The organism is Acinetobacter sp. S40 (assembly GCF_016624705.1).
GTDB lineage: Bacteria > Pseudomonadota > Gammaproteobacteria > Pseudomonadales > Moraxellaceae > Acinetobacter.
Genome location: NZ_JACVTU010000001.1, coordinates 222,594 through 247,026, shown reverse-complemented (window position 1 = coordinate 247,026; position 24,433 = coordinate 222,594). Strand labels below are relative to the sequence as shown.

Sequence of the window (24,433 nt, the reverse complement as noted above, 5' to 3'; positions counted from 1 at the left end):
GAGCAAAATATGACAATCTATTCTTTTAACGATGAAGAATAATGCATATGTATTTAATTTTAATTAAAAAAACAAGGATTTAGTCAAAGAATATAAACATATGACATGATAAAATTGAGGGGCTACACAGCTACAACTAGCATCCTCACAAAAACGCTTTAACATGTTGTTTTTTGGTTTCAAATCACACGGAAAATTGTAATTTTGAGCAAATTGATACATAGTCTTAACAAGACTATCCGCATTATACTGCAATGATCCAATAAGCTATAAATATTGACTTAAATTAAGGGAGTACATCATGAGTTTAGTTGTACCTGCTGAAAATAATGAAGCTGTACAAAACGAAACCGATCGTGTCGAACGCATCTTGGTGGTCGATGATGATGTGCGTTTACGCACCCTTTTACAACGGTTCCTAGAAGATAAAGGTTTTGTAGTTAAAACTGCACACGATGCGACCCAGATGGATCGTTTGTTGCAGCGTGAATTATTTTCATTGATTGTTCTGGATTTTATGTTGCCTGTCGAAGATGGCTTAAGTATTTGTCGTCGACTACGTCAGTCTAACATTGACACTCCAATTATTATGCTAACCGCGCGTGGTAGCGACTCAGACCGTATCGCAGGTCTGGAAGCTGGCGCAGATGATTATTTACCAAAACCATTTAATCCAAACGAGTTACTCGCTCGTATTCGTGCAGTACTACGTCGTCAGGTACGTGAAGTTCCAGGTGCACCGAGTCAGCAAATGGAAGTGGTGAGTTTTGGTCCTTGGTCACTGGATCTATCTACTCGAACTCTGACTCGCGAAGGACAAGTGGTAACTTTAACCACTGGTGAATTTGCGGTTCTTAAAGCATTGGTGCAACATCCACGTGAACCCCTAACACGCGATAAGCTCATGAATCTAGCACGTGGTCGTGAATGGGGCGCAATGGAACGTTCAATTGACGTTCAAGTCTCCCGTTTACGCCGTCTGATTGAAGAAAATCCAGCACGCGCGCGTTATATTCAGACAGTTTGGGGTGTGGGCTATGTGTTTGTACCAGATGGCGCTGAATAAACCCTTGCTTTAGGATAATGCATTGAAGCTCGATCCAGTCACTCCACAGGACTACACTGATTTTGTTGCCTACTCAGAACGTAAACGTACGCCTTGGGAACGGTTTCTTGACAAAATAAAACCACGCTCTGCTGCCATGCGTACAGCAGTTTTGGTAGTTTTCGTCGTTTTGTTTAGTCTGGTAATGTCTCTGTGGTTTTTCTGGCGAACTCTGTATTTACCTGAAATACAGCAACATGCCCGTTATTTGGCAATTGAACTCGAACTCGTTAACAATCCTGATATTCGTATTTTTCATCGCGATAACGAAGTCGATATAGATACCTGGCTGAAAAACCGGATTGGGATCGAGTACATTACCAATCCAAAAGAATATCCGAATGTCCGCAACAAAGTCATTGCAGATTTTTTCACCAATAATGTCGAAGATAAGCTAGCTAAAGAGCTGAATGTTAAAGACGTAACCGTCTATTTTCAGTTCAAACCCAGTCCCCGCATTTGGATTCAAACGCCAGAAATGAATGGCAATTGGGTACGTGAGCCGCTTAAAACATATGCCAACTATAGTCCTGAGCTTATTTTTGGTTGGTTATTGGGCGTTCCCATTATTGCCAGTATTATTATTTTAACACTGGTACGTCAGCTAAATCGTCCCTTGCGACGCCTACAAAATGCGGCCAATGAATATAGTAAAACAGGCAAAGCACCTTATCTTGAAACCAATCATGGGCCACAGGAAATTCGCGAGGTCAATCAAGCGTTTAATCATATGATTTATACACTTGAACAAACGGAACGTGATCGCCGCATTATGTTGGCAGGCATTTCTCATGATCTAAGAACACCCTTGACCCGCATTCGTTTAACCGCCGAAATGCTGCCTGATGAATTTTTCCGTGAAGGCTTGATCTATGATGTCGATGATATGGATGCGATTTTAAATCAGTTCATTTCTTATATGCGTGATGGTTCAGATGAAGAACTGCGTGAAACCAATATTAATATCTTATTGCAAGAATTAGTCGTGCAATTCAAACCGTTGGATATTCGTTTTCAGGCGCAGGATGTGCCGATTATTCCTGCACGGAGTTTGTCTTTAAAGCGTCTGATTGCCAATCTCATTAATAATGCCAAACGCTATGGCGCAGAACCAATTGAATTAAGCGCCCATGTAGAAAGCGAACATATTTTAATTAGCGTTGCAGATCATGGTGAAGGCATTCCTGAAGATCAGATTGAAGAGTTGATGCAACCTTTTGTCCGTGGTAATGCCGCACGTACCGTACAAGGTAGTGGCTTAGGCCTGGCAATTGTCAAACGAATTGTAGACATTCATCAGGGTGAATTATTGATTCATAATCGTCCACAAGGTGGGCTTGAAGCGATTATCTCATTGCCTTTACCCAAGCATTTACAAGAGGAAAGCCATACCGTAAATCCGCTGAATAAAATCAAGCAAACATTATCAGATCGCTTCTAATACTTTTGTCTAAAAAAACAACAAACAACTTAGCAAGCTCATTAAATAATCATTTTTTATTTATTAATAATCAAATAGTTAAAATCATCAATAATATTTATACCCACATTTTTTATAAAAATTAGACCTTAGCCTAACATGCCTCCATATCTATTGCAGAGTAGGTACAATCCCCTCCTATGCAATAAACAAGATTGAGAGTAAGCCATGTCTTTAGATCGTATTCGATTAGCCTCCCTCCATGACAAAGTGATCAGTGCCGCTCAGGCAGCTGAATTTATCCAAGACGGCATGACAGTCGGTATGAGTGGTTTTACTCGTGCAGGTGAAGCTAAAGCTGTTCCACAAGCTCTAGTGGAACATGCAAAAGTTAATCCTTTAAAAATCACCCTCATCACTGGGGCAAGTTTAGGAAACGATCTAGACAAACAATTGACCGAAGCGGGTGTTTTAGCTCGTCGTTTGCCTTTCCAAGTCGATAATACTTTACGTCGCGCAATCAACAATGGCGAAGTCATGTTTATCGATCAGCATTTGTCTGAAACTGTTGAACAAATGCGTAACTTACAATTAAAACGTCCTGATGTAGCGGTGATCGAAGCGATTGCGATTACTGAAGATGGTGGCATTATTCCAACGACTTCTGTAGGTAACTCTGCGAGTTTTGCGATTTTTGCAGAAAAAGTAATTGTAGAAATCAATACCTCTTTAAGCGAAGCTTTTGAAGGTTTGCACGATATTTATATTCCAACCTATCGTCCTACCCGTCAGCCTATTCCATTAACCAAGGTTGATGAACGCATTGGTACAACTGCCATTCAAATTGATCCAGCGAAAATCGTAGGTATCGTATTCAATGATACCTCCGATTCACCATCAACTGTGACCTTACCAGATGATGAAACTCAAGGCATTGCTAACCATCTAATTGCTTTCTTTGAAAAAGAAGTCGCGGAAGGTCGTTTACCGAAAAATCTTGGCCCATTACAAGCAGGTATTGGTTCGATTGCCAATGCCGTACTTACGGGTCTAAAAGATTCTAATTTCGAAGATTTGGTCATGTATTCAGAAGTATTACAAGACTGTACCTTTGAACTCATTGATGCTGGCAAAATGAAATTTGCATCTGGTAGCTCGATTACTCTTTCAGCTAAATGTGGTGAAAAAGTCTTTGGCAATATCGAAGCTTATAAAGATAAATTGGTGTTACGTCCTCAGGAGATTTCAAATCATCCAGAATTAGTACGCCGTTTAGGTATTATTGGAATTAACACTGCGCTTGAGTTTGACATCTACGGCAACGTGAACTCAACACACGTTTGTGGTACAAAAATGATGAATGGTATTGGGGGTTCAGGCGACTTTGCCCGTAATGCTCATCTTGCAATTTTTGTAACCAAATCCATTGCTAAAGGTGGGGATATTTCTTCAATCGTACCAATGGTTTCTCACGTTGATCATAGCGAACACGATGTTGACATTCTAGTGACTGAACAAGGTCTTGCTGATTTACGTGGATTAGCACCGCGTGAACGCGCTCGTGCCATCATTGATAATTGTGTACATCCACTTTACCAAGGGGCTTTAAACGATTACTTCGATCGCTCATGCGCCAAAGGTGGTCATACTCCGCATATTCTACGTGAAGCGTTGTCATGGCATAGTAACTTTGAAGAAACTGGTCATATGCTAGTTGCAGAAGCTCAGGCAAAGTCTGCTTAATCTTCAGTTTTAGTCAGTTTAAAAAGCACCCTACTGCCCTTGGGTGCTTTTTTTTGTAGATATTCTTTAGCGACTTATCAAATGGATTGTTTTCGATTATCTTAAAGCAACACAATAACAAGTAGAAAATTCCATGTTTATGATTCGCCAATTTATCCAGTCCGATCTTGATGACGTCATTAATCTTTGGGAAATGTGTGGGCTAACTCGCCCATGGAACAATCCAGAAATCGATATTTTCCGTAAACTTGTTCAACAAGATGATCTGTTTCTAGTAGCCATTAAGGATGAACAATTAATTGCCGTATTAATGGGCGGTTATGATGGACATCGTGGCTGGATGAACTATCTTGCCGTGCATCCCCAACATCAACGTTTAGGTATTGCTACAGCCTTGGTTCAACAGCTTGAAAAACGCTTGATTGCGCGAGGCTGTCCTAAATTACAACTTTTGGTACGACAGGATAATCTTGATATTCAAAGCTTCTATGCAGAGCTGGATTATGAAGAAGAAGATGTCATTTGTTTGGGGAAACGCTTAATTCAGGATTGAGTTTTAAATGCCAATTAAATACAGATAAGATGACAATTATTAAAACAATTATCTGATTAAAATTAAACCTGAACTATTTATTATCAGGGGATAATTGGATATGAAAATTAAACTTTTATGCTGCGCAATGTTATCTCTAGCTGCATCAAATATTGTGCAAGCCGAAGTAAATACTAAAACATTTACAACTTCAGAACTCAAAGCTCTAAGCTGTACCGATTTGAGTGTCGAAAAAACCAACGCAAAACGTGAACTTATAAACGCTGAAAAGAATCTAACCAACATCCAAACTGAGACCCCCAATAAAACCATCAGTAAATGGGCAGGTGTAGCAAGTGGTGCCTTAAGTGCATTTGGTGGAAAATCTGAAAATGCAGCCAAAGCTAAAGAGATGGCCAATAATCTGGTAGGTTCAGAAGACACTTCAGATGAAAATAACCTGAAACTTCAGCAAGCTCTTAAAAATAAAGCTCAAACAAATATTGAAAATATTGAGACTTACCAAAAAAGTAAAAAGTGCAAACTATAATGACATTTCACTCTGTGTCTCATCATTAATTTGAATAATTATAATCGTTTGACTCTGGCCAAGTTCCTCTATTTTTCGGTTCTTGGCTTTTTTTAACTTAAATCTAAAATTTTATTAATTTTAATAGTCAAATCTTATAAAAAACATACCCAATTCACGAGTTTAAAACTATAAATATCAGATTTAAACAACATTTTTTAAATCTAAAACTAAAATATTTTCTTGAATTATAGCCTCCCTACCCGTAAAAGAATAGGAAAACTGACATTAATTTGTGGCTCAAGCTGTTTTGATTCCAAAATTAGCTGCAATGGGTTTTGCTGGTTTTTATTTAGATAGTGTTTCACCGCAGACCATGTATTTAAATAATCTATTAACTGCTGAAACGTCCATTTCAATTCAATTTTAAAATCAGGCATAGCTATTTCTTTAAATGGAAAAGGAATAGTTTGATAACGTTCATCAATATAATGACGTTCCACATCCCAATAATCCTTGAGGATTACCCGATATAAATACTGAATAGCTTCATTTAATTCTGCATGATCGACTTGAATCAAACCATACCCTAATACAGCAAATAAACCATCAGGTTTTAAAGTTCGTTTGACTTGTGTATAAAAGGCATCGAACTCAAACCAGTGAATAGCCTGTGCGACTGCTATCAAATCAAAGCACTGTGCTGGAAAATCACTTTTTTCGGCAGCCTGCACCTGATAACTCACATTCTCAAAATACGGCGCATGCTGTAATTGATTAGCACTCAGATCAGTTGCCACAATCTGGTCAAAATACGGCGCTAAAAGCTGGGTTAACTGACCAGATCCTGCGCCGCAATCCCAAGCAAATTCTTGCGAAGGCACATGCTTAAGTAATTCCTGAATCACCGCCTGTGGATAAGATGGTCTAGCTTGTTGATAAAGCTGGCTTTGTGCTGAGAATAAATCCTTCATTACTCAGTTCCTTAATGTAACGTCCTTGTCTTTGACTATATGATAAAAACTTAACAACAGGGTTTAAATTGTTGGACAATAAAAAAAGCCCTAAACTTTGTTTAGGGCTTTTTGAATATGGTGGCGTGAGGCAGGATCGAACTGCCGACACACGGATTTTCAATCCGTTGCTCTACCGACTGAGCTATCGCGCCGATGGCGTGTATTAAGCCGTATCTACGTCAATTAGTCAATCAAAATCAGCATCTTTTTCATCGAATGTCTTTTTTTTGCTCAAAAAAAATCCCTGATGGGATCAGGGATTGAAAACACAAATACGGTTTTTGAATATGGTGGCGTGAGGCAGGATCGAACTGCCGACACACGGATTTTCAATCCGTTGCTCTACCGACTGAGCTATCGCGCCGATGTGGGCGTATTAAACAATGTTCAAAGGTCTCAGTCAAGCGACACTGAGACCTTTTTTAGCTGAACGTCTAAATTTACAGCGGCATTTAAAGGAAAATTTATCCTTGAACGGATAATTTACCAATATGTGCCAGACAACGATGAATCGCACCACACCCTGGTTCAAAGTATTTAACACCTTTTTCCTCTTCCAGACGGCAAGCTTCACTGACCAGACGTTCAGCTACTCCTCGCCCCCGATTGGCAGGATGTACAACAATATACTCGAGAATCTTGCTTTCACCTTGTCCTGTACACCAGATTGCACCTATAATCTTGGTGTTAAATTCAGCTGTATAGACCGTGGTATACTGCGCCAGATTTTGTTCTAGCTGCTCAACCGCATCTTGCCCATCGCCAAATTCAGGACTTGTGTCATACAGTCGCTCAAGCTGGCTGCGCATTTCTTCGTTTTCGAGTGAAGTATAAGCATGTACGGTTATAGGCATGGGTTAACCCTCCTGAGCAAGCGATAAGGCTGTCACTTTTTTGTCACAGCAAATTGACCTTTATATTCATCATTTTTAACGTTTTTTGAGGAACGTGTCCATGACAGAGCGTATCAGTGAAGTGGTAAGAAATACCAATGAGACCAAAATTCGAGTTCGTTTGAATCTCGATGGTTCTGGTCAAGGTACACTGAACACTGGAGTTCCATTTTTAGACCATATGATTGATCAAATCAAGCGCCATGGTTTATTTGATATTGATATTCACTGTGATGGTGATTTGGAAATCGATGATCACCATACTGTAGAAGATTGTGGTATTACGCTGGGACAAGCTTTTGCACAGGCTTTGGGCGATAAAAAGGGTCTACGTCGTTATGGACATTTTTATGCTCCTTTAGATGAAGCGCTCTCTCGTGTAGTGGTAGATTTATCAGGTCGTCCAGGATTGTTTATGGATATTCCATTCACTCGCGCACGTATTGGGACTTTTGACGTCGATTTATTTTCAGAGTTTTTTCAAGGCTTCGTCAATCATGCCCTCATGACCTTACATATTGAGAATCTCAAAGGTAAAAACAGTCACCATCAGATTGAAAGTGTGTTTAAAGCTTTTGCCCGCGCATTACGCATGGCTTGCGAAGTTGATCCTCGGGCCGCAGGAACCATTGCTTCAACCAAAGGTAGTTTGTAATGACTCGCGTTGCTTTACTTGATTATGGCATGGGAAATCTACACTCAGCAGCCAAAGCATTGGAGCATGTCGGTGCGACTGTAGATGTCACCAATGATCCAAAACTGATTGCCAAAGCAGATAAAATCGTTTTTCCAGGTGTGGGTGCCATGCGCGATTGTATGCACGGCATGCATGAAGCAGGAATAGATGAGGTCGTGAAGCAGGCAGTATTTAACAAACCTGTATTGGCTATTTGTGTGGGTATGCAAGCATTAATGCAGCATTCTGAAGAAAATGATGGTACAGATGCGCTCGGTATTTTTGCGGGTCAGGTTAAGCATTTTCCTGACATCGAAGGTTTGAAAGTACCACATATGGGCTGGAATCAGGTGCATCAGGCCGATCCATCCCATCCAATGTGGAATAATATTGAACAGGATGCACGTTTTTATTTTGTTCATAGTTATTATGTTGAACCGCAGCAAGCTAGCCTGATTGCAGCAACTTGTGATTATGGACTGCCTTTTTGTACCGCAATTCATCAGGACAATCTGTTTGCCACGCAATTTCACCCTGAAAAGAGTCATACAGCAGGTTTACAACTGCTGAAGAATTTTGTGGAATGGGATATTTAATTTGAATATGGATCAAGTCAACAGATTGGCTTGATCTTCCAAATTGATCACAAAAAATGTGAATACTATTATTTACTTTATATTTCTCTTTTATACTTTATACTTAGTCTCAATATTTGTTTGATTAAAATAAAAGATTATTTTAGGGAAATCACAATGCGTTCTTCGGTTCAGGGGACTCAGCTTGCCAATGATTCTCCACTTAGTGCTCAGGGCCGTTTTGGCCGATTGTCTTATGCTGCATGGACTTTGATTAGCAGTATATTTTTTATAGTGGCTTGCATCGCGATTGGCTTTGGCATTCATCAAATGAGTCAGCGCGAAATCGCGCTTTCTCTCCAGTTTTCACTTTTCATCTTTTTTGTTATTGGCAGCCTTTATGCTGGCTTTCTTTACTTTAATTTTATTTTTATGATTCGGCGTTTACATGATCGTAATCAAAGTGGCTGGCTTTCTCTGTTCTATATCGTGCCACCACTGAACTTATTTTTTATTGTCTATTTACTCAGTGCCAAAGGAAATGAACGACTAAATGACTTCGGTCCCGCACGCTATACCTGCACTTGGGAACGTGTTTTTGGATGGATTTATATTGCACTAATCCCTGTGAGCATCATCATTGGGATTCTGATTGCCGTCATGATTCCTACCTATCAGGATTATTTACAGTAATTACGGGATTTTAAACGCCACAAAATCAGCTGGAATTAAACGAAATCTTCACACTGCTGACTTAGCAATTGAGATAGAGTTTGCTAAGATGAGGCAATTTTTTAATTCCCAGATGAAGCAAGGAGCGAAAGCATGCTGATCATCCCTGCAATTGACCTGAAAGATGGTAAGTGTGTCCGTTTAAAACAAGGCCGTATGGAAGATGATACGGTTTTTTCAGATGATCCTGTAGCAACTGCACAACATTGGGTAAATGAAGGCGCGCGCCGTTTACATTTGGTTGATCTAAATGGTGCTTTCGCGGGTACTCCGATTCATAAACCGGTGGTCGAGGCAATTGCCAAGGCACAACCTGAACTCCCAATTCAGATTGGCGGTGGAATCCGTTCTCTTGAAACCATTGAACATTATCTGAATGCAGGCGTGTCTTTTGTCATTATTGGCACCAAAGCAGTAAAAGAACCTGAGTTTGTAGAACAAGCGTGTAAACAATTTGCTGGCCACATCATCGTGGGTATCGATGCCAAAGATGGTATGGTCGCTACAGATGGCTGGGCAAACATAACAGATGTGAAGGCAACCGATTTAGCGAAACGTTTTGCGGATGCTGGCGTCTCCAGTATTATTTATACCGATATTGCGCGGGATGGGATGATGCAAGGGGTGAATGTTGAGCAAACTGTGAATTTAGCTCAATATTCAGGTGTGCCTGTCATCGCTTCTGGTGGTGTAACTAATCTTGAAGATGTACGTTTACTCAAAGGCCAACCTGGTATTTTGGGGGCTATCACAGGTCGTGCTATTTATGAAGGTAGTTTAAGTTTGCGAGAAGCACAGCTTTTACTGGATGAACAATCCCTATAAAAAAACTATATACAAAAATGGGCGATAAATTCGCCCATTTTTTATGGTCTTCAGCTCAGATTTAACTGCTCAGCCACGGTTGTGCTGGTGAACCAATCCACGCAGATTTTGATGGAATTTTTTCACCTTTCATGACTAATGTTAAGGGACCAAGCAAAGTTTGATCGGCCACTTCAGCATTATAAAGCACGATACTACGACAATGTATCGTGACATGACTGCCAATTTTAACTTCACCAATTTTCATGATACGGTCTTCAAATAAATGCGTTTGTGGACCACTAAAACTATTCAGCTCGCTATAGTCTCCTATTGTCACACAATCAAACTCGGTAATATCTGCCGTATCTAAATAAACGTTCTTACCTACTTTGACACCCAGTAAGCGTAATAGCAGTGGTAAAAATGGTGTCCCCCGCACATAGTTAAGACAGTTTTGAATGGCAATTGATTCATATAAGCTGGTAATACCTTCACTTAGCCAGACAAACATCGTCCACATAGGTGCTGAGCGGGTTTTATAACGGCCAATAAACATCCATTTCAATATGACGATTAATAAAAAACTGGCAATACCGTAGAGAATACCTGATAAAGTCAATGTTAATAAACCATAGAACCAGCCTTTAGCGACTACGATATCAATCACTGATAAAACAATCATATACCCGACCCCTATCGCAAAAGCAGAAGGGAGCACGATGCGTAAACCTTCAATTAATCCGCGCATCATACGTCGTGCAATACTCGGTCTAAAAGTCAAATGTTCTGGAAAATCTGTTACCGTTTCACGTGCTGGTAAGCGTAATGCAGGAGAACCAAACCATGTTTCACCGCTATGTAGTTGATCATTCTCAGGGATTTTAGACTGAACCCCAATTAATACGCCATCTGGCAAATCAGTTCCATCTGCAATGTAAGCACTGTTCCCGACAAAACTACGACGACCGACTGTTGTAGGCTGTAAAATCATCCAGCCACGAGTAATTTCCTCATCACCCAGCATCACCGCATCAGCGATAAAGCTTTCATCGCCTAGAGTTAATAACTCAGGCACTACACCTGTTGCAGTGGAAATTTCGCTGTCTTTGCCGACTTTGGCTCCCAATAATCGAAACCAAGCAGGTGCATATACAGTTGCAAAAAGACCGTGTAGCGTTTGCAGACTGGTTTCCAAAATTTGCGTGGCAAACCATTTACGATAATAAGTCATGCTATGCAGTGAATAGGTTCCTGCTTTTAAACTAGGCAGTAGCATTTTACGAACAAGTGCTGCAAACAAGGCAGTGGCAATAATCATTAAGGCACTAGCTGGAATTGCCAGTAAAAAATAATGCATCGCTGTGGTCGCAATATTAAGGCTTTCCCATTGACTGAAGTATTTAACATCAAACCAATCCACTAAAATAAAGCTTGGAAAAATAGGAATAAAAAACAAGCAGGCAATAATCAGCCCACTAAAGCCATAATAAAATGGTTCCAGAATTCGACGGACACGACTCACATTTTCACGTGGCAGTAATTGTTCAATATCCACATGACTATGATATTTCGCAGGTGCACCATCCCAAATTTCCCGGGCAGGAATCGTCTGCCCATTTGCCAATGCAGAAAGTGCTTTTAAATGGGCATATTCTTCCAGACAGGTATTTTCTTCTAACACACTGTATGAGCCCACATAGCTTTCCTGTTTTAAATGAATGCGACCTAAAACAAGATGCCCTCGCTCTACTTTGGCATTTTCTAGATTGACATGCGAACCAACACTAACGCCATCATCGATATACAATAAAGCAGGCATGCGTACAAAGACCGAACCCACATGGACCTCTTTACCAATTTTTGCTCCGAGTGCGCGTAGATATAGTCGATTCAGACTTGAGCCAGCCAGTAAGTAAACGGGTGCGATACTGGTCAAACGATCTGCCAGCCACCAGCGAAAATAAGTTCTGCTCCAGAGCGGATATTGGCCTGCTTGAATGCCGCTCAATAATAAACGATTCCCTAGAATTGAAATCGCAAAACTCGCAAAAATGCTCACCACATATACACCCAATGAAATCACAATAGCATTTGCGATATTGTCACTTGGGCTACCTGTAAAATAATGATAGCTAAAAAATGGTGCAAGCCATTGCAGCATGGTCAACGCAATCAACACAGGAATCACAACTAATTGTGCCAAACCACATAAAATACGATTGAGCGTATTCACTTCATAATGGCTTACTTCACGCATTTTCTGCTGCTTAGTCTGTGCCAGCATAAATTGGCTAATTGCACCAACTTTACGATTTTGGTAGATGTTCTGAATAGTAATTTGTGCATATTCAGGATATTCACGTAGCTCGGATGTCAATACTGCCGCTAAAAGTGAATGTCCTCCCAGATCATCAAAGAAATCTGCACTCAGACGAATCGCCTGATTGGGAAATAATTTTTGTAAAACACCAAATAAGATTCGCTCTGCATCATTTTGAGGTTCGTCTGAAACCTCCTTTTCAATTGAAGTGGTTAGTTCAATCTTACGCAATGCATTTCGGTCAATCTTTCCAGACAACAAACGTGGAACTTGCTCTACAATTTCAAAGCGATTTGGAACCATGTAAGCAGGTAATCTTGATTTTAGATAGGCACGAATATCCTTGACCTGAATCTGGTCTTTGGCATCTTGATCCAACACAATAAAAGCTACCAACTGATCCATTTCATCATCACGACGCAAGACTACAGCGGCTGTCCCAATGCCATTTAGATCACACAGTGCGGCTTCAATCTCACCTAGTTCAACACGAAAACCTCGAATTTTAATTTGATCATCTGCCCGTCCCAGACACTGAATTTGACCATTTTCATCCAAACGTGCCAAATCTCCTGTCCGATATAATTTTAATTCATGGTCATTATTGGCCCACTTGTTATCAATAAATTTTTCAGCAGTTAACTCTGGACGTCCCAAATATTCACGTCCCACACTGGGACCAAAAACGCAAAGCTCCCCTACCTCACCCTGAGGTAAGAGTTCAAACTGATCATTTAGTACCAACATGCCGTAGTTTGGTAAAGGAACTCCTATAGTCACAGGCTCATCGGCGTAAACACGTGCCAAACTCGAAGTAACTGTGGTTTCAGTGGGGCCATAGGTATTAAAAATCTGATGATGAGGCAAATCCCAACGCGCTACCAATGCTTCTGGACACATTTCACCGCCCAGATTAATAATTCTTAAATTAGGAACATCTTCTGGAAACAAAGCCAATAATGTGGGAACCGCATGTAGAATGCTAATATTTTCCTGTTGTAAGGTTTTACATAGACGTTCTGGGTCAGTCACTAAATCTTTGGGTGCAATCCAGATAGTGGCTCCGACTAAGTAAGAAATCCAGATTTCTTCAAAGGACATATCAAACGCTACAGAAAAGCCCTGATAGACTTTATCTTCGTGACACACTCCGAGTACTGAATTTTCTGAACGCAGAAAATGACAGATATTGCGCTGTTCAATGACAATCCCTTTAGGTTTTCCTGTTGAACCCGATGTATAGATAATATAGGCCGCGTCATTTTGTGCAGCGCGTTGTTGGATAAATGGTTGATGGGTCGGCTGATTAAGTTCTACATCAGTCCAGATGGCTTGAGCCAAGTGCTGAAGAGAAGTTGCCCAATCATGACTTGTAACAATCCCTACTGCTTGAGCATCATCCAGACAGACTTGAATACGATCAACAGGAACATCCATATCAAAGGGCAACCAAGCTGCTCCTGCTTTACAGATACCCGCCTGTGCAATCAATAGATCTGCACCACGTGGCAACCACAAACCCACACGATCCCCAGCTTTAACACCACGCTGAATAAGTTGTTGGGCCATTTGATCGACTTGTTGCTGTAATTCGGCATAAGTAATCTGTCGACCCTGATCAATCAAAGCAATATGTGTGGGATATTGCTGAGCTGTATGGTCTAAAATATCTGAAAGAACTTCAGTTCGGATAAACTCTGGTCGTTGATCACCACGTATCACAGAGGGAGCATGAATAATTGCATTCATAGGATGTCCAGATGTTCGCCATCGCATTATTTATCTTGATTTTTTGCTAAGCAAAAATTTAGGATAAAGCTCTTGTTTTATATGTATAAAAAATAAAACACATAAAATTCAAACAACTACCTAAAATCATATTTTTTATTCAGGCTTATCGTTTAGAAATAATGCTATGGAGATTGGCTTAATAAATAATTAAAAAAATCAGTTAATACATCTTATTTTTCGAAATGCAAAAATATATAAAAATTCATAAGTGATTGTTATTTATAATTTTAGTAAAAACATAGGAGAGATTATGGAATGCACATTACAAAATAATGTTAAAAATTTACCTTTTATTTATATTTTTGAGAACTAAACCACTTTTTCAAAGACAACGATTTATCATGAATCCTGACACCGGCAAGCATTTAGCTTTTCGATGTCAGGCCAAAGAATACTGTAGTTTTATAAACCACAACATTTTTGAATTAATTATTGATACATGGCTTTATTGTCGTTTAAAGCAATTAAACCACGAATGGCGCGATAAACGATCCAAATCCATGCTAAGCCAATAACGACCACACAAAAAGTACTGGCCGACAATGCTACACCCGCAAATAAATTGTCATTGTCACCTGTGAAAAATAAAAATAAGAATGGCACAAAAGCAATGATATTCCAGAATAAATACCACCAGAATGTACGAATCTGCCAAGTAAAGTGGCTAGCAAGCCATGTGCCTTCAACATCGCTGCGTTTTACATAATTAATAATAAGCGCCACGATCGCCAAAAGACCCGCACTAAAAATGGCGGCAATATATAAAATATAAAGAACCAGTGTTAAGGTTTTACTGGACTGAAGTTGTTCTGAAGGATAATTCATTAATGCACCTTTTAATTTATTCTTTTATCCCCTAATGAAATACTACATTCAAAGGAGAAATGAGCCATAGTAATAAAAGTATATTGAAGACTATGGTACAAAAATAAATTTTTCTAAATGGTTGTTTTTGTGTTTTATGTCGCAATTTTTGTTGCGCTAACCAGGCTGCGGGCCAACCGCCTAAAAAAGAAATCACATGCAAAGTTTGTTCAGGCACCCGTCGATTTCCCAGTTGGGCAGCCTCTTTATCCTGTGCATATAGCCAATAACTCAGAATATTCATCAGCGCAATAAAAATAAAACTATAGGCAGGTAACACATGCATCACGCTCAAAATAGCCACAACTACAATATAAATCACCGCCGCGATTTGCATGGGTTTAAGCGAAGCTGCATGAGTAGCGGGTGTCGGGCGTTTTTTATTTGATGCTAAATTACGAGTTTGCGCGGCTTTTAAATACGTGACTTGTTGGGCACGATAACGCCCTCGTTCATCCAGAATGATCAAATATTCGAGTGCGCACCCTACTATTGGACGTGGTCCGGGCCGAGCAAAATCCTTGATATGTAAAAAGACCCGATCTTTATCAGCATCATCAGGTTGGATAAAGCCGTAGCCTTTTTCATCAAACCATTCCACCAGCCGTCCCTGATCCCGCATGATACTATCCTTCAACCTGTTAAATGGGCTAACCGACTTTCTAATAATCGTCGCATTTCTATAGGATTTTTTTGCAAAATATCGTCACCTTGACGGACTTCTTGCGCATTACGCTCTGCGACCTGCAATCGCAATAACCAGAATCGACAGGCTGCCATGGCTAAATAAACTGCTAAACACGACTGTTCATCTGACGTGAACTGACGCACAGTTTGATAACCTTCAACAAATGCATTTAATTTGTCTGAATTAAGTTGCGCACTAGGATGTTCGGTACAAAAATCATTTATTGCAATCGCCACGTCAAATAATAAATCATCCTGATTCATTTCAGAAAAATCTAAAATACCTTCTAAAACATCTTCTTCAAATAGGGTGTTGTCACGGAATAAATCAGAATGAATCCAACCCTGTGGCAAATCAGGATGTTTTTCACGCTGTTGATTAAATAATTGATATACACGATCTAATAGTTCCAGATCATCTTGATTCATATGGGATCTGAGTTGATCGGCAACATTTGTCCAATAAGTGTGATTTCTATAGCTTTGTCTTTTAAATTGGAAGTTCTGTAAGGCCAAGTGTAGTTGTGCCTGAGCCTTACCAATTCCGATAATTTGCTTAAGCGTCGGTGGAATCGGATGCCTTCCTGCAATTTTTGGTGCAATTTGAGCAGGTTTATCCGCAATGACGTGAATAAATTGACCCGCATAGCTTAAAGGCACAGCCACAGGAACGCCTTGTTGACCCAGATATTGTAATACAGGTGGCAATTCATTTGCCCCTTGTTGATCCAGTTCTTCAAACACCGTCAAAACGTATTGTTGATGATCCTGCGTCACTAAAAAATAATTGGTGTTTTCAATTCCTCCCTGAATTGGAATCAAGTTCACCACCTCTAATCCATAAGGCAAAGCGAATGCTTGAACTTGCTCTAAACTCAACGGCGTATAAACCGACATAGAAAACCTGCGTGCAACAATTATAAGTTTGATAGAATAGCGCTACAGTTTACCAAGATTCTGCTATGTCTCGTGAACTTTATTGATTTTGACCAATATCGCTGGATGTCACCATGCTTGCAAAACGTATTATTCCCTGCCTCGATGTCGATAATGGCCGTGTCGTCAAAGGTGTTCAATTTTTAGATATTCGTGATGCAGGCGATCCTGTCGAAGTAGCGCGTCGCTATAATGAACAGGGTGCCGATGAAATCACGTTTCTGGATATCACGGCGACGCATCATGGACGCGACACGACTTATCGTACAGTGGAACGAATGGCAGAAAGCGTCTTTGTGCCATTAACAGTGGGGGGGGGTGTCCGTAAAGTTGAAGATATTCGCTCATTGCTAAATGCGGGAGCAGATAAAGTCAGTATCAACTCCGCGGCTGTGTTCAATCCCGAATTTGTACAGGAAGCCTCCCAACGTTTCGGGGCACAATGTATTGTAGTCGCGATTGATGCTAAAAAAACTGGCGAAAACAAATGGGAAATTTTTACCCATGGTGGTCGTAAACCTACGGGTATAGATGCTCTTGAATGGTCAGTAAAAATGGCAGAATATGGCGCTGGAGAATTGTTAGTGACCAGCATGGATGCGGATGGTACCAAAGCAGGTTATGACATTGCCCTCATGCGTGCGATTAATGATCGAGTTTCAATCCCGACTATTGCTTCTGGTGGTGTTGGAAATTTACAACATATGGCAGATGGAATTTTACAAGGGGGTGCAGATGCAGTTCTGGCAGCCAGTATTTTCCACTTTGGACAATATACCATTCCAGAAGCCAAAGAGTTTTTAGCGGAACAAGGAATAGAAATGCGTCTATAACATATAGCGCAGATCTTTAGATAATATAAGATATAGGGCAATTAAGTTTTACTGAATTGCCCTTTTTTTAAGCCACTGAGGCTGTCGTGTCAGTTTTTTCTAAAGTCTGTTTATCTTCCAGTTTTGGTTTATGCTCGACCCATTTTGCAGGAAATACACGTTCAATCGCCATTGTCAGTTTCTTGGAAATACTTGCTGGTAGTGGTAAACCCAAAGGATTCGCTTCCTTTAAGTCTGCAGATGAAACCACACGTGTTCCTAAAATATAATCAAACCAAGGCTTGGTAACACACCAGTTAGCATCCTGATTTGAATTCATATGATGATCATAATGCCAAGGAATACGTTGTTTTGCCCATTCAGGTTCAAGATGGGCACGACGATGAATATAAAAATAATTGATAGCACTGTAGCCAGCAGCAAGCGCCATACCTTTTGAAAAAGGATAAAATATCGCACTCGCCACACCTGCAGCAACAGCAAGGGATATTAGCTCATTGCGAGTACGCCAACTCTCTAAACCCTCTACATAACAATCATCATGAAATTGCGTCTTTCGTACTTCACGATGATGTGCCCAGTGCGACTCCATACTTTTAGGAACTGGACTATAACGTGGATGACCTTTGCGGTGAACACCATGTAAGATATATTTATGAGCGACCCATTCAAAGCCGTTGGCGAGTATCAAACCAGCCACAAAACCTTTTATCATTTTAAAAATCCTCCCTTTTGACTTGAATATAAGAATTTTTCTATGCTATGTATTGACTGATTTTTATCGTTCATTGACAAAACACGACAAAAGAGCATTCAGGGATGGCTTTACTCAAAAATTATGCAGGATCAGTCTATGGAGGACTGGGACATTTATTAAAATTATATTGTGAATCGCAACAATTGCCTGAACCCCAAAGCTTGCTTGAGGTTCAAAATCTGGAACGTTTTGACTATGTCATTTGGCGTGATTTACTTGAACAAATTGAACATGTCCAACCGCACATAGGTCTCGGACTGAAAATTGCTGAATATGTACAACCCAAGCATTTGGGAATTTTGGCCTATATTGCGCTGTCATGTGAAAGTCTTGGCGAAGCACTAAACCGTTATCAAGACTTTCATCGGTTGGTCTATGACGGCAGTCCTTTAAAAGTTGAATTCTTATCGTCTTATTTTTCAATTCGCTGGGAAGAAACTGAACTGCACCCCACTCAATTGACTGATGAAATTGCGATTGCATTAATGGTGCAATTTCTACAGCAATTTATGTGTAAAGATCAAATTCATTTACATGAAGTACATTTTATTAACCCGCCTCCTAAAGAAGTACAGGTCTATGAACGTTATTTCCATTGCCGGGTAAAGTTTTCGCAGGAAAAAACACAAATTTTAATTCCGATGAGTGAAGCCAGCAAAGTTATTGGTCGTGCTGATCACACCCTACAACAGTTGCTTATGCAGCAAGCACAAGCATTTTTACAACAGCTGCCACATACAACCCAACTGGATCAGCGTTTACAGCAAGCGATTTTAAAAGGTCTACAAAAGAATGAATATCAAATTGAGCAGATTGCAGCACAATTGGGATTATCAGTACGACAGTTACAGCGCCATTTACAACAACAAAATATGACCTTTCAGCAACGAACTCAGCAAATTCGCTATATGCTGGCGATCGAATATCTGAAAGATCCACATTTAAGCCTACAGGAAATCGCTTTATTATTGTGTTATTCCGAACAAAGTGCATTTCAACGTGCCTTTAAACAATGGAGCCAGATGACTCCACAGCAATGGCGACAGCAGTACGTTCATCATTAAATTAGAATAAGACATGAAATAAAAAAAGCTTTTATCTTCTTGCTTAAAGTCTCAGATAGAGATAAAAATAAGACAATAATCGCACAAATATTAATCACAGCACGCGATTTATAAGTTCAACAACAAAAGTAAGAGAAAATCAAAATGCATAAATATTTTGCTGAGTTCTTAGGTACATTCTGGCTGGTTTTTGGTGGTTGTGGCAGTGCAGTATTAGCAGCTGCATTTCCTGAACTGGGTATTGGTTTTCTAGGTGTCGCATTTGCCTTCGGATTAACTGTATTAACTGGTGCTTATGCCTTTGGTCATATCTCTGGTGCGCATTTTAATCCACCTGTCAGTGTAGGTATGTGGGTTGGCGGACGTTTAGATAGCAAGGAGGTCATTCCTTATATTATTTCACAAGTCATTGGTGCTGCTGCTTCTGCATTTGTGCTTTATATGATTGTAAAAGGTCAGGCAGGTTTTACGGGTACAGGGGGGTTCGCCACCAATGGTTATGCGGAACTATCTCCCAATCACTTCTCTTTAGGGTCTGCGTTTTTGATTGAAGTGGTTCTGACCGCTTTCTTCCTGATTATTATTTTATTATCAACTCATCGAAATGCACCCGCAGGCTTTGCGCCCATCGCCATTGGTTTAACTTTAACGGTCATTCACTTGATCAGTATTCCGGTTACCAATACTTCTGTAAACCCTGCACGGAGTACAGGCGTTGCCCTTTTTGCTGAAACAGCCGCTTTAAGTCAATTATGGTTATTTTGGGTTGCACCTATTATAGGCGCTATTCTGGGTGCAATTATTTATAAAGTGGTGATCAACGAAAAAGACTAAGATATAAATACCGCTAGAAAACAGCCTTTCTCAAGGCTGTTTTTTATAAAAATGGATTATCAATGTCTTCTTCAGTTTTAATCTGAATTTTATCAGGGAGTGGCTGTTTTTCCAATTCAGTCACGATTGTATTTAAAAATGTCTGTAATTGTTTTGCCAATGTCAGACCATGCTGATCTTTCGTAATCTGTAAATTGCCATACAAACTGACACGATCCACCTGATTTTCCAGTGTCAAATCTTCAATGTTCGACGACTCGTTTCCATTTTCAAAAGGTTTAAACATATATTCACCACTCGTTATTTTTTTCTAGCTTTCAAAATTAACCTAATTTCTCCTTTAAACACGGTTTATTTATCGCAAAATTTGTAAAAAATAATGCAATAAGGCATCCACTAATTGTTTGATAATTGCCTGTTTAGTCTCATCATCAATCCCTTGTGCTTCCATCGGTGTAGCTTGAGATTTTTGCTGAGTAAATTGTTTTTGAACGGTGGTGAGCGTTTGTTGTTCAACATCTTCTGCGCACTGGCTTTCTCCATCCCAGTGTAAATAACTCAATTTTTTCTGCGCTTTTACCGCCGTTGCATTAAGTGGAAGTTGGTAGACATTACGTTTTTGTTCTTCCGTTAATTGGGGAAAAAGATTCATTCCGAGTTTTTCTTCAAGATAACAAACGCTGACTACTTTAACCTGTAATGAATTATCATTCGGTGCATAATATGCCCCTATCGCACCTGTTTTTGGTAAATAAATAACTTTATATACGGCACTAGGAACAATCACACCACGCCCGATGGTTTTTAACTTTTTTCCTTCAAATACTGGCCCAGTTACCACATAGACATCTTGTTTCTGTTTAGTGACCAGTGCCCGGGTAGCTTCCTCTAATTCACGCCAGATTTGTTGATTATTTTTAGGTGCTTGCGGCACCATATTAGCCAGTGAAAAACTATCGTATTGGGCTATACTATTTCCCATATCACCATTGGGTGCCATATGCCCTCGGTCATAGCCCGAACCACGATAATCACTGAGCAATGCCCGATGTATTTCAGGAATCCTCAGTTCTTCATGAAAATTATCTTCACGTTTAATGCGGCTACTTAAGCGTTGTGGTGTCAATTTTTCCGAAACCCAAAGTGGTGTTTTTGAAACCCCTGAATACATCACATTAAAGTCATGAAAACATAATGCATAACTATTTTTTTGTAGGCTGTCTTTTGCCAAAATTGGAGGAATATCCCGATAAAACTGATTGAGACACGCGCTATTGCTTGAAATTGGGCTGATCCATTGCGAGACTTTACCCTCACCAAAAGCGATCACAAAACTACTGGCAGCAATTGCGCCCAAGAAGAATTTACCAATATGCTGTTTGATCCAAGAGAAATCTGAATTTGCTCTTGTCTTTTTACGTGCCACAATCTTCCACATACATTAAAGTCTTGTGAAAAGCTTAACAATTCAAGTTTTCGCTGTATATTCAACAGGTTTTCATTTGATTAAACTATCAGCACAAATTGATTAAAAAATACACTATGCGCGTAACAGTTTGTCGTTTTATTTTTATCATTCACAACGCGATTCGTCACGTTTCGTATCTTTCATTGAAAATCTATCCTTTCCTGTGCCAAGGTAGCTCCACGATAAACGCGAAGAATGATTAAATTTAGGAGTCTATTTATGCGCTCTCAATTGATTGGTGCTGCTTTAATTACTGCTTCATTGAGTATGACTGCTTTTGCAGAACAACCTGTTCAAGCAGGCGAAACTCTAGAAAGCTTATCCAAAGCTAAAGTGACCACAACTGTAAATGGACAACCTGGTTCCCTCGAAGATTTGGTCAATAGCGGTAAGGTTCAACTGATTTCTGCTCAGTCTAATCCAGTACAAACTCAGCCTGTACCCCCCCAAGATATTCAGGCGGTGACTCCACATCAAGGAGAAATGTCTGAGCCAGCGGCTGTGTCAGCACCATCTATTGACCCTAATGCACCTGCACAAGCAATGCCTGAATCAGCTCATCCAGAAGCACCAGCCATGCAAGCTGTGCCTACTGAAGCACAGGATCAGAATTTGAATGCCGCGCCAGAGCAACCTATGGCCGAGCCTAACGCTCAGTAATCTGAGTGATAAAAAAACCAAGGCAAAGCCTTGGTTTTTAATGCTCATTTGTTGTTAATAAATTTTAGATTTCAATTTGGCTACCCAGCTCTACCACACGGTTCGGCGGAATCTGATAAAAATCGCTTACTGGACTAGTATTTCGCTGCATGGAAATAAATAATTTTTCACGCCAAGGAGACATTCCTTCGCCTACTGTATGAATGAGGCGATCGCGTGAGATAAAGAAGCTAATCTGCATCATGTCGAAATCAAAGCCCCATTCATCATAAGCCTGTTTCAAAGCTTGCGGAATATTTGGCTGATCCTTAAAACCGTAATACATAAAAATACGATAGAAGTGATCATTCAATTTTTCGAGTTTAATTCGATCCTGCTGTGCCACATAAGGAATATCCTGCGTATAGACCGTGACCATGACATTGCGCTCATGCAGTACCTTATTATGTTTGATATTGTGTAGCATGGCATGTGGAACGATATTCGGATTACCGGTCAGGAAAATAGCTTCACCTGGTACAAAATGCGTTTCATTACTTGAACTAATACTTTGAATAAAAAGACTCATTGGTAATGCATCAGTTTCCAGACGATTATAGACAATTTCACGCCCACGTTTCCACGTCATCAGGATCGTAAATACCACAATACCAATCACGATTGGCACCCAACCACCCGCCAAAATCTTGAGCGAGGTCGATGCCACGAATATTCCATCTAATGCCAGAAATGGAATCGCAAATATCGCCACTTTCCACCAAGGCCATTTCCATGCACCATATGCCAATACTGAAATTAAAATAGTGACACATAACATCGTCATGGTGACTGCAACACCATAAGCACTGGCTAAACTACTACTGGTTTCAAACAGAATAATCAGAATAAAAACCGAGATATACAGCACCCAATTAATAAAAGGAACATAAATTTGTCCCTGCTCTACATCCGAGGTATGAATTACACTCAAACGAGGTAAATAACGTAGCTGGATCGCCTGATTGACCATGGAAAATACACCTGTAATCACCGCTTGCGAAGCAATCACGGCGGCAGCTGTTGCCAAACCAATCATTGGATACAAAGCCCATTCAGGTACCAGTAAATAAAATGGATTTGATACCGCTTCTGGATTACGTAGTAACAATGCTCCTTGACCCGCATAATTGAGCAATAAACATGGACAAACAATAATAAACCACGCCAACCGGATCGGTAGGCGACCAAAATGCCCCATATCTGCATATAGTGCTTCACCACCAGTCATGGTCAAAACAACTGAACCCATTGCAATAAAGGCAATAAAAGGTTGATGAATGGCAAACTCAATTGCCCATAGTGGATTTACAAATAATAAAATATGCGGTGTTTGAATGATGCTCCAAAGCCCCAGCAAGCCAATAGAAATAAACCAGACCAAGGTGACTGGGCCAAAAAATTTACCCATAGTTGCCGTACCATGACGCTGTACGACAAACAGTGCTGTGAGAATACCCAAACCTATCGGCATCAACCATTTATCAAAAGCTGGAGTCGCAATACTCAAACCTTCAATAGCCGATAGTACTGAAATAGCGGGAGTAATAATCCCGTCTCCAAAAAACAAAGAAGCTCCCACAAAGCCCAATGCAATCAGATAAATTTTCTTTTTGGGGTCAAGCTTTTTTATTCGGAGCAACAATGCCAGTAATGACATGATGCCACCTTCACCATTGTTGTCTGCCCGCATGACAATGGTGACATATTTAAAGCTGATAGAAAGTGTAATACACCAGAAAATCAGGGAGAGAATACCAAATACTGTCGCCTCGGAAATATTTACATGGGCACTGGTAAAGGTTTGTGCAAATGCATAGAGCGGACTGGTTCCAATGTCACCAAACACGACCCCTAACGCAGCCAACGTAATGGCTGGTAATGCGGCTTTTTTTGCAGGACTTTGCATACTCGATCTTCAATATTTGAACAGTATTTTTGCGCCATCTTAGCATTAAGTTAATTTTTTTTCTTCAAATCAATTGTTTTAAGCTTGGCAGCACGTCATTTTTTAGCTATTATCGCTCGCCTTGGTGAGGTGTCCGAGTGGCTTAAGGAGCACGCCTGGAAAGTGTGTATACGTTTACGCGTATCGAGGGTTCGAATCCCTCTCTCACCGCCAAGATTCTGTTTTAAAAATACCGAAACATACCTA

Annotated in this window: 23 protein-coding genes and 3 tRNA genes; 14 read left to right on the top strand and 12 right to left on the bottom strand. The window is 40.2% G+C overall.

The features are described from left to right. Positions 1 to 301 precede the first annotated feature (301 nt). The 5 genes from ompR to IAE19_RS01125 all read left to right on the top strand — a co-directional run bounded on the left by ompR (position 302) and on the right by IAE19_RS01125 (position 5,350). Entirely contained in the window at positions 302 to 1,066 is a 765-nt protein-coding gene (ompR, locus tag IAE19_RS01145; RefSeq protein WP_120370134.1) for a two-component system response regulator OmpR, read from the top strand. Between the two features lie 22 nt (positions 1,067 to 1,088). Continuing rightward, positions 1,089 to 2,546, top strand: a complete 1,458-nt coding sequence (locus IAE19_RS01140) for an ATP-binding protein (RefSeq protein ID WP_200459107.1) — start codon at positions 1,089 to 1,091, stop codon at positions 2,544 to 2,546. Positions 2,547 to 2,753: 207 nt separating this feature from the next. Next, a complete protein-coding gene (locus IAE19_RS01135) occupies positions 2,754 to 4,268 on the top strand; it encodes an acetyl-CoA hydrolase/transferase family protein (RefSeq protein WP_200459106.1) in 1,515 nt (504 codons plus the stop codon). Positions 4,269 to 4,401: 133 nt separating this feature from the next. Further along, positions 4,402 to 4,821, top strand: coding sequence for a GNAT family acetyltransferase (locus IAE19_RS01130; protein WP_200459105.1), 420 nt, complete (start codon positions 4,402 to 4,404; stop codon positions 4,819 to 4,821). Between the two features lie 100 nt (positions 4,822 to 4,921). Continuing rightward, positions 4,922 to 5,350, top strand: a complete 429-nt coding sequence (locus IAE19_RS01125; RefSeq protein ID WP_200459104.1) for a hypothetical protein — start codon at positions 4,922 to 4,924, stop codon at positions 5,348 to 5,350. 227 nt (positions 5,351 to 5,577) lie between these two features. On the opposite strand, the gene IAE19_RS01120 is transcribed toward IAE19_RS01125, so the two are convergent. The 4 genes from IAE19_RS01120 to IAE19_RS01105 all read right to left on the bottom strand — a co-directional run bounded on the left by IAE19_RS01120 (position 5,578) and on the right by IAE19_RS01105 (position 7,199). Next, the gene (locus tag IAE19_RS01120) at positions 5,578 to 6,303 is read right to left on the bottom strand and encodes a class I SAM-dependent methyltransferase (RefSeq protein ID WP_200459103.1); all 726 of its coding nucleotides are present in this window, start codon (positions 6,301 to 6,303) and stop codon (positions 5,578 to 5,580) included. Positions 6,304 to 6,421: 118 nt separating this feature from the next. Then, positions 6,422 to 6,497, bottom strand: a tRNA-Phe gene (locus tag IAE19_RS01115). Between the two features lie 136 nt (positions 6,498 to 6,633). Further along, positions 6,634 to 6,709, bottom strand: a tRNA-Phe gene (locus IAE19_RS01110). A 100-nt stretch (positions 6,710 to 6,809) separates the two neighbouring features. Continuing rightward, positions 6,810 to 7,199, bottom strand: coding sequence for a GNAT family N-acetyltransferase (locus IAE19_RS01105; protein ID WP_200459102.1), 390 nt, complete (start codon positions 7,197 to 7,199; stop codon positions 6,810 to 6,812). A gap of 100 nt (positions 7,200 to 7,299) precedes the next feature. On the opposite strand from IAE19_RS01105, the gene hisB reads away from it, so the two are divergent. From hisB to hisA, 4 genes are all read left to right on the top strand, one after another. Beyond that, complete coding sequence (gene hisB, locus IAE19_RS01100; protein ID WP_200459101.1) at positions 7,300 to 7,893, top strand: imidazoleglycerol-phosphate dehydratase HisB; 594 nt, start codon at positions 7,300 to 7,302, stop codon at positions 7,891 to 7,893. Further along, entirely contained in the window at positions 7,893 to 8,510 is a 618-nt protein-coding gene (gene hisH, locus IAE19_RS01095; RefSeq protein ID WP_200459100.1) for an imidazole glycerol phosphate synthase subunit HisH, read from the top strand. Before hisB ends, hisH begins: the two co-directional genes overlap by 1 nt. Positions 8,511 to 8,666: 156 nt before the next feature. Continuing rightward, entirely contained in the window at positions 8,667 to 9,182 is a 516-nt protein-coding gene (locus IAE19_RS01090; RefSeq protein ID WP_200459099.1) for a DUF805 domain-containing protein, read from the top strand. 132 nt (positions 9,183 to 9,314) lie between these two features. Beyond that, positions 9,315 to 10,046, top strand: a complete 732-nt coding sequence (gene hisA, locus IAE19_RS01085) for a 1-(5-phosphoribosyl)-5-[(5-phosphoribosylamino)methylideneamino]imidazole-4-carboxamide isomerase (RefSeq protein ID WP_200459098.1) — start codon at positions 9,315 to 9,317, stop codon at positions 10,044 to 10,046. 61 nt (positions 10,047 to 10,107) lie between these two features. On the opposite strand, the gene IAE19_RS01080 is transcribed toward hisA, so the two are convergent. The 4 genes from IAE19_RS01080 to IAE19_RS01065 form a co-directional block, all read right to left on the bottom strand. Next, positions 10,108 to 14,097, bottom strand: a complete 3,990-nt coding sequence (locus IAE19_RS01080) for a Pls/PosA family non-ribosomal peptide synthetase (RefSeq protein ID WP_200459097.1) — start codon at positions 14,095 to 14,097, stop codon at positions 10,108 to 10,110. Between the two features lie 471 nt (positions 14,098 to 14,568). Next, positions 14,569 to 14,964: a DUF4870 family protein gene (locus tag IAE19_RS01075; protein WP_200459096.1), complete on the bottom strand. Its 396-nt coding sequence runs from the start codon at positions 14,962 to 14,964 to the stop codon at positions 14,569 to 14,571. Positions 14,965 to 14,995: 31 nt separating this feature from the next. Continuing rightward, positions 14,996 to 15,625, bottom strand: a complete 630-nt coding sequence (locus IAE19_RS01070; protein ID WP_200459095.1) for a DUF1294 domain-containing protein — start codon at positions 15,623 to 15,625, stop codon at positions 14,996 to 14,998. Between the two features lie 11 nt (positions 15,626 to 15,636). Further along, positions 15,637 to 16,587, bottom strand: coding sequence for a homoserine kinase (locus tag IAE19_RS01065; RefSeq protein WP_200459094.1), 951 nt, complete (start codon positions 16,585 to 16,587; stop codon positions 15,637 to 15,639). A gap of 113 nt (positions 16,588 to 16,700) precedes the next feature. Here IAE19_RS01065 and hisF point away from each other — a divergent pair, with 113 nt between their 5' ends. Then, positions 16,701 to 17,459 (top strand): imidazole glycerol phosphate synthase subunit HisF, encoded by a 759-nt coding sequence (gene hisF / locus IAE19_RS01060; RefSeq protein ID WP_200459093.1) that lies wholly within the window; start codon positions 16,701 to 16,703, stop codon positions 17,457 to 17,459. A 67-nt stretch (positions 17,460 to 17,526) separates the two neighbouring features. Here the strand turns inward: hisF and IAE19_RS01055 are convergent, their stop codons facing one another. Further along, positions 17,527 to 18,174 carry a sterol desaturase family protein gene (locus IAE19_RS01055; RefSeq protein WP_200459092.1) on the bottom strand — a complete coding sequence of 216 codons (648 nt, stop codon included), beginning with the start codon at positions 18,172 to 18,174 and terminating at the stop codon, positions 17,527 to 17,529. 104 nt (positions 18,175 to 18,278) lie between these two features. Between IAE19_RS01055 and IAE19_RS01050 the strand changes: the two genes are divergently transcribed. Together IAE19_RS01050 and aqpZ are read left to right on the top strand one after the other, a co-directional pair. Continuing rightward, a complete protein-coding gene (locus IAE19_RS01050; protein ID WP_200459091.1) occupies positions 18,279 to 19,280 on the top strand; it encodes an AraC family transcriptional regulator in 1,002 nt (333 codons plus the stop codon). 144 nt (positions 19,281 to 19,424) lie between these two features. After that, positions 19,425 to 20,114, top strand: a complete 690-nt coding sequence (gene aqpZ, locus IAE19_RS01045) for an aquaporin Z (RefSeq protein WP_200459090.1) — start codon at positions 19,425 to 19,427, stop codon at positions 20,112 to 20,114. Between the two features lie 43 nt (positions 20,115 to 20,157). On the opposite strand, the gene IAE19_RS01040 is transcribed toward aqpZ, so the two are convergent. Together IAE19_RS01040 and IAE19_RS01035 are read right to left on the bottom strand one after the other, a co-directional pair. Beyond that, the gene (locus tag IAE19_RS01040; RefSeq protein ID WP_200459089.1) at positions 20,158 to 20,400 is read right to left on the bottom strand and encodes a hypothetical protein; all 243 of its coding nucleotides are present in this window, start codon (positions 20,398 to 20,400) and stop codon (positions 20,158 to 20,160) included. A 69-nt stretch (positions 20,401 to 20,469) separates the two neighbouring features. Next, positions 20,470 to 21,552, bottom strand: a complete 1,083-nt coding sequence (locus IAE19_RS01035) for a DNA/RNA non-specific endonuclease (protein WP_227612159.1) — start codon at positions 21,550 to 21,552, stop codon at positions 20,470 to 20,472. A gap of 249 nt (positions 21,553 to 21,801) precedes the next feature. On the opposite strand from IAE19_RS01035, the gene IAE19_RS01030 reads away from it, so the two are divergent. Next, a complete protein-coding gene (locus IAE19_RS01030) occupies positions 21,802 to 22,242 on the top strand; it encodes a hypothetical protein (RefSeq protein ID WP_200459088.1) in 441 nt (146 codons plus the stop codon). Between the two features lie 64 nt (positions 22,243 to 22,306). Here IAE19_RS01030 and IAE19_RS01025 read toward each other — a convergent pair whose 3' ends face one another. Continuing rightward, a complete protein-coding gene (locus IAE19_RS01025) occupies positions 22,307 to 24,187 on the bottom strand; it encodes a potassium transporter Kup (protein WP_200459087.1) in 1,881 nt (626 codons plus the stop codon). Between the two features lie 123 nt (positions 24,188 to 24,310). Between IAE19_RS01025 and IAE19_RS01020 the strand changes: the two genes are divergently transcribed. Further along, a tRNA-Ser gene (locus tag IAE19_RS01020) sits at positions 24,311 to 24,400 on the top strand. Positions 24,401 to 24,433 lie beyond the last annotated feature (33 nt).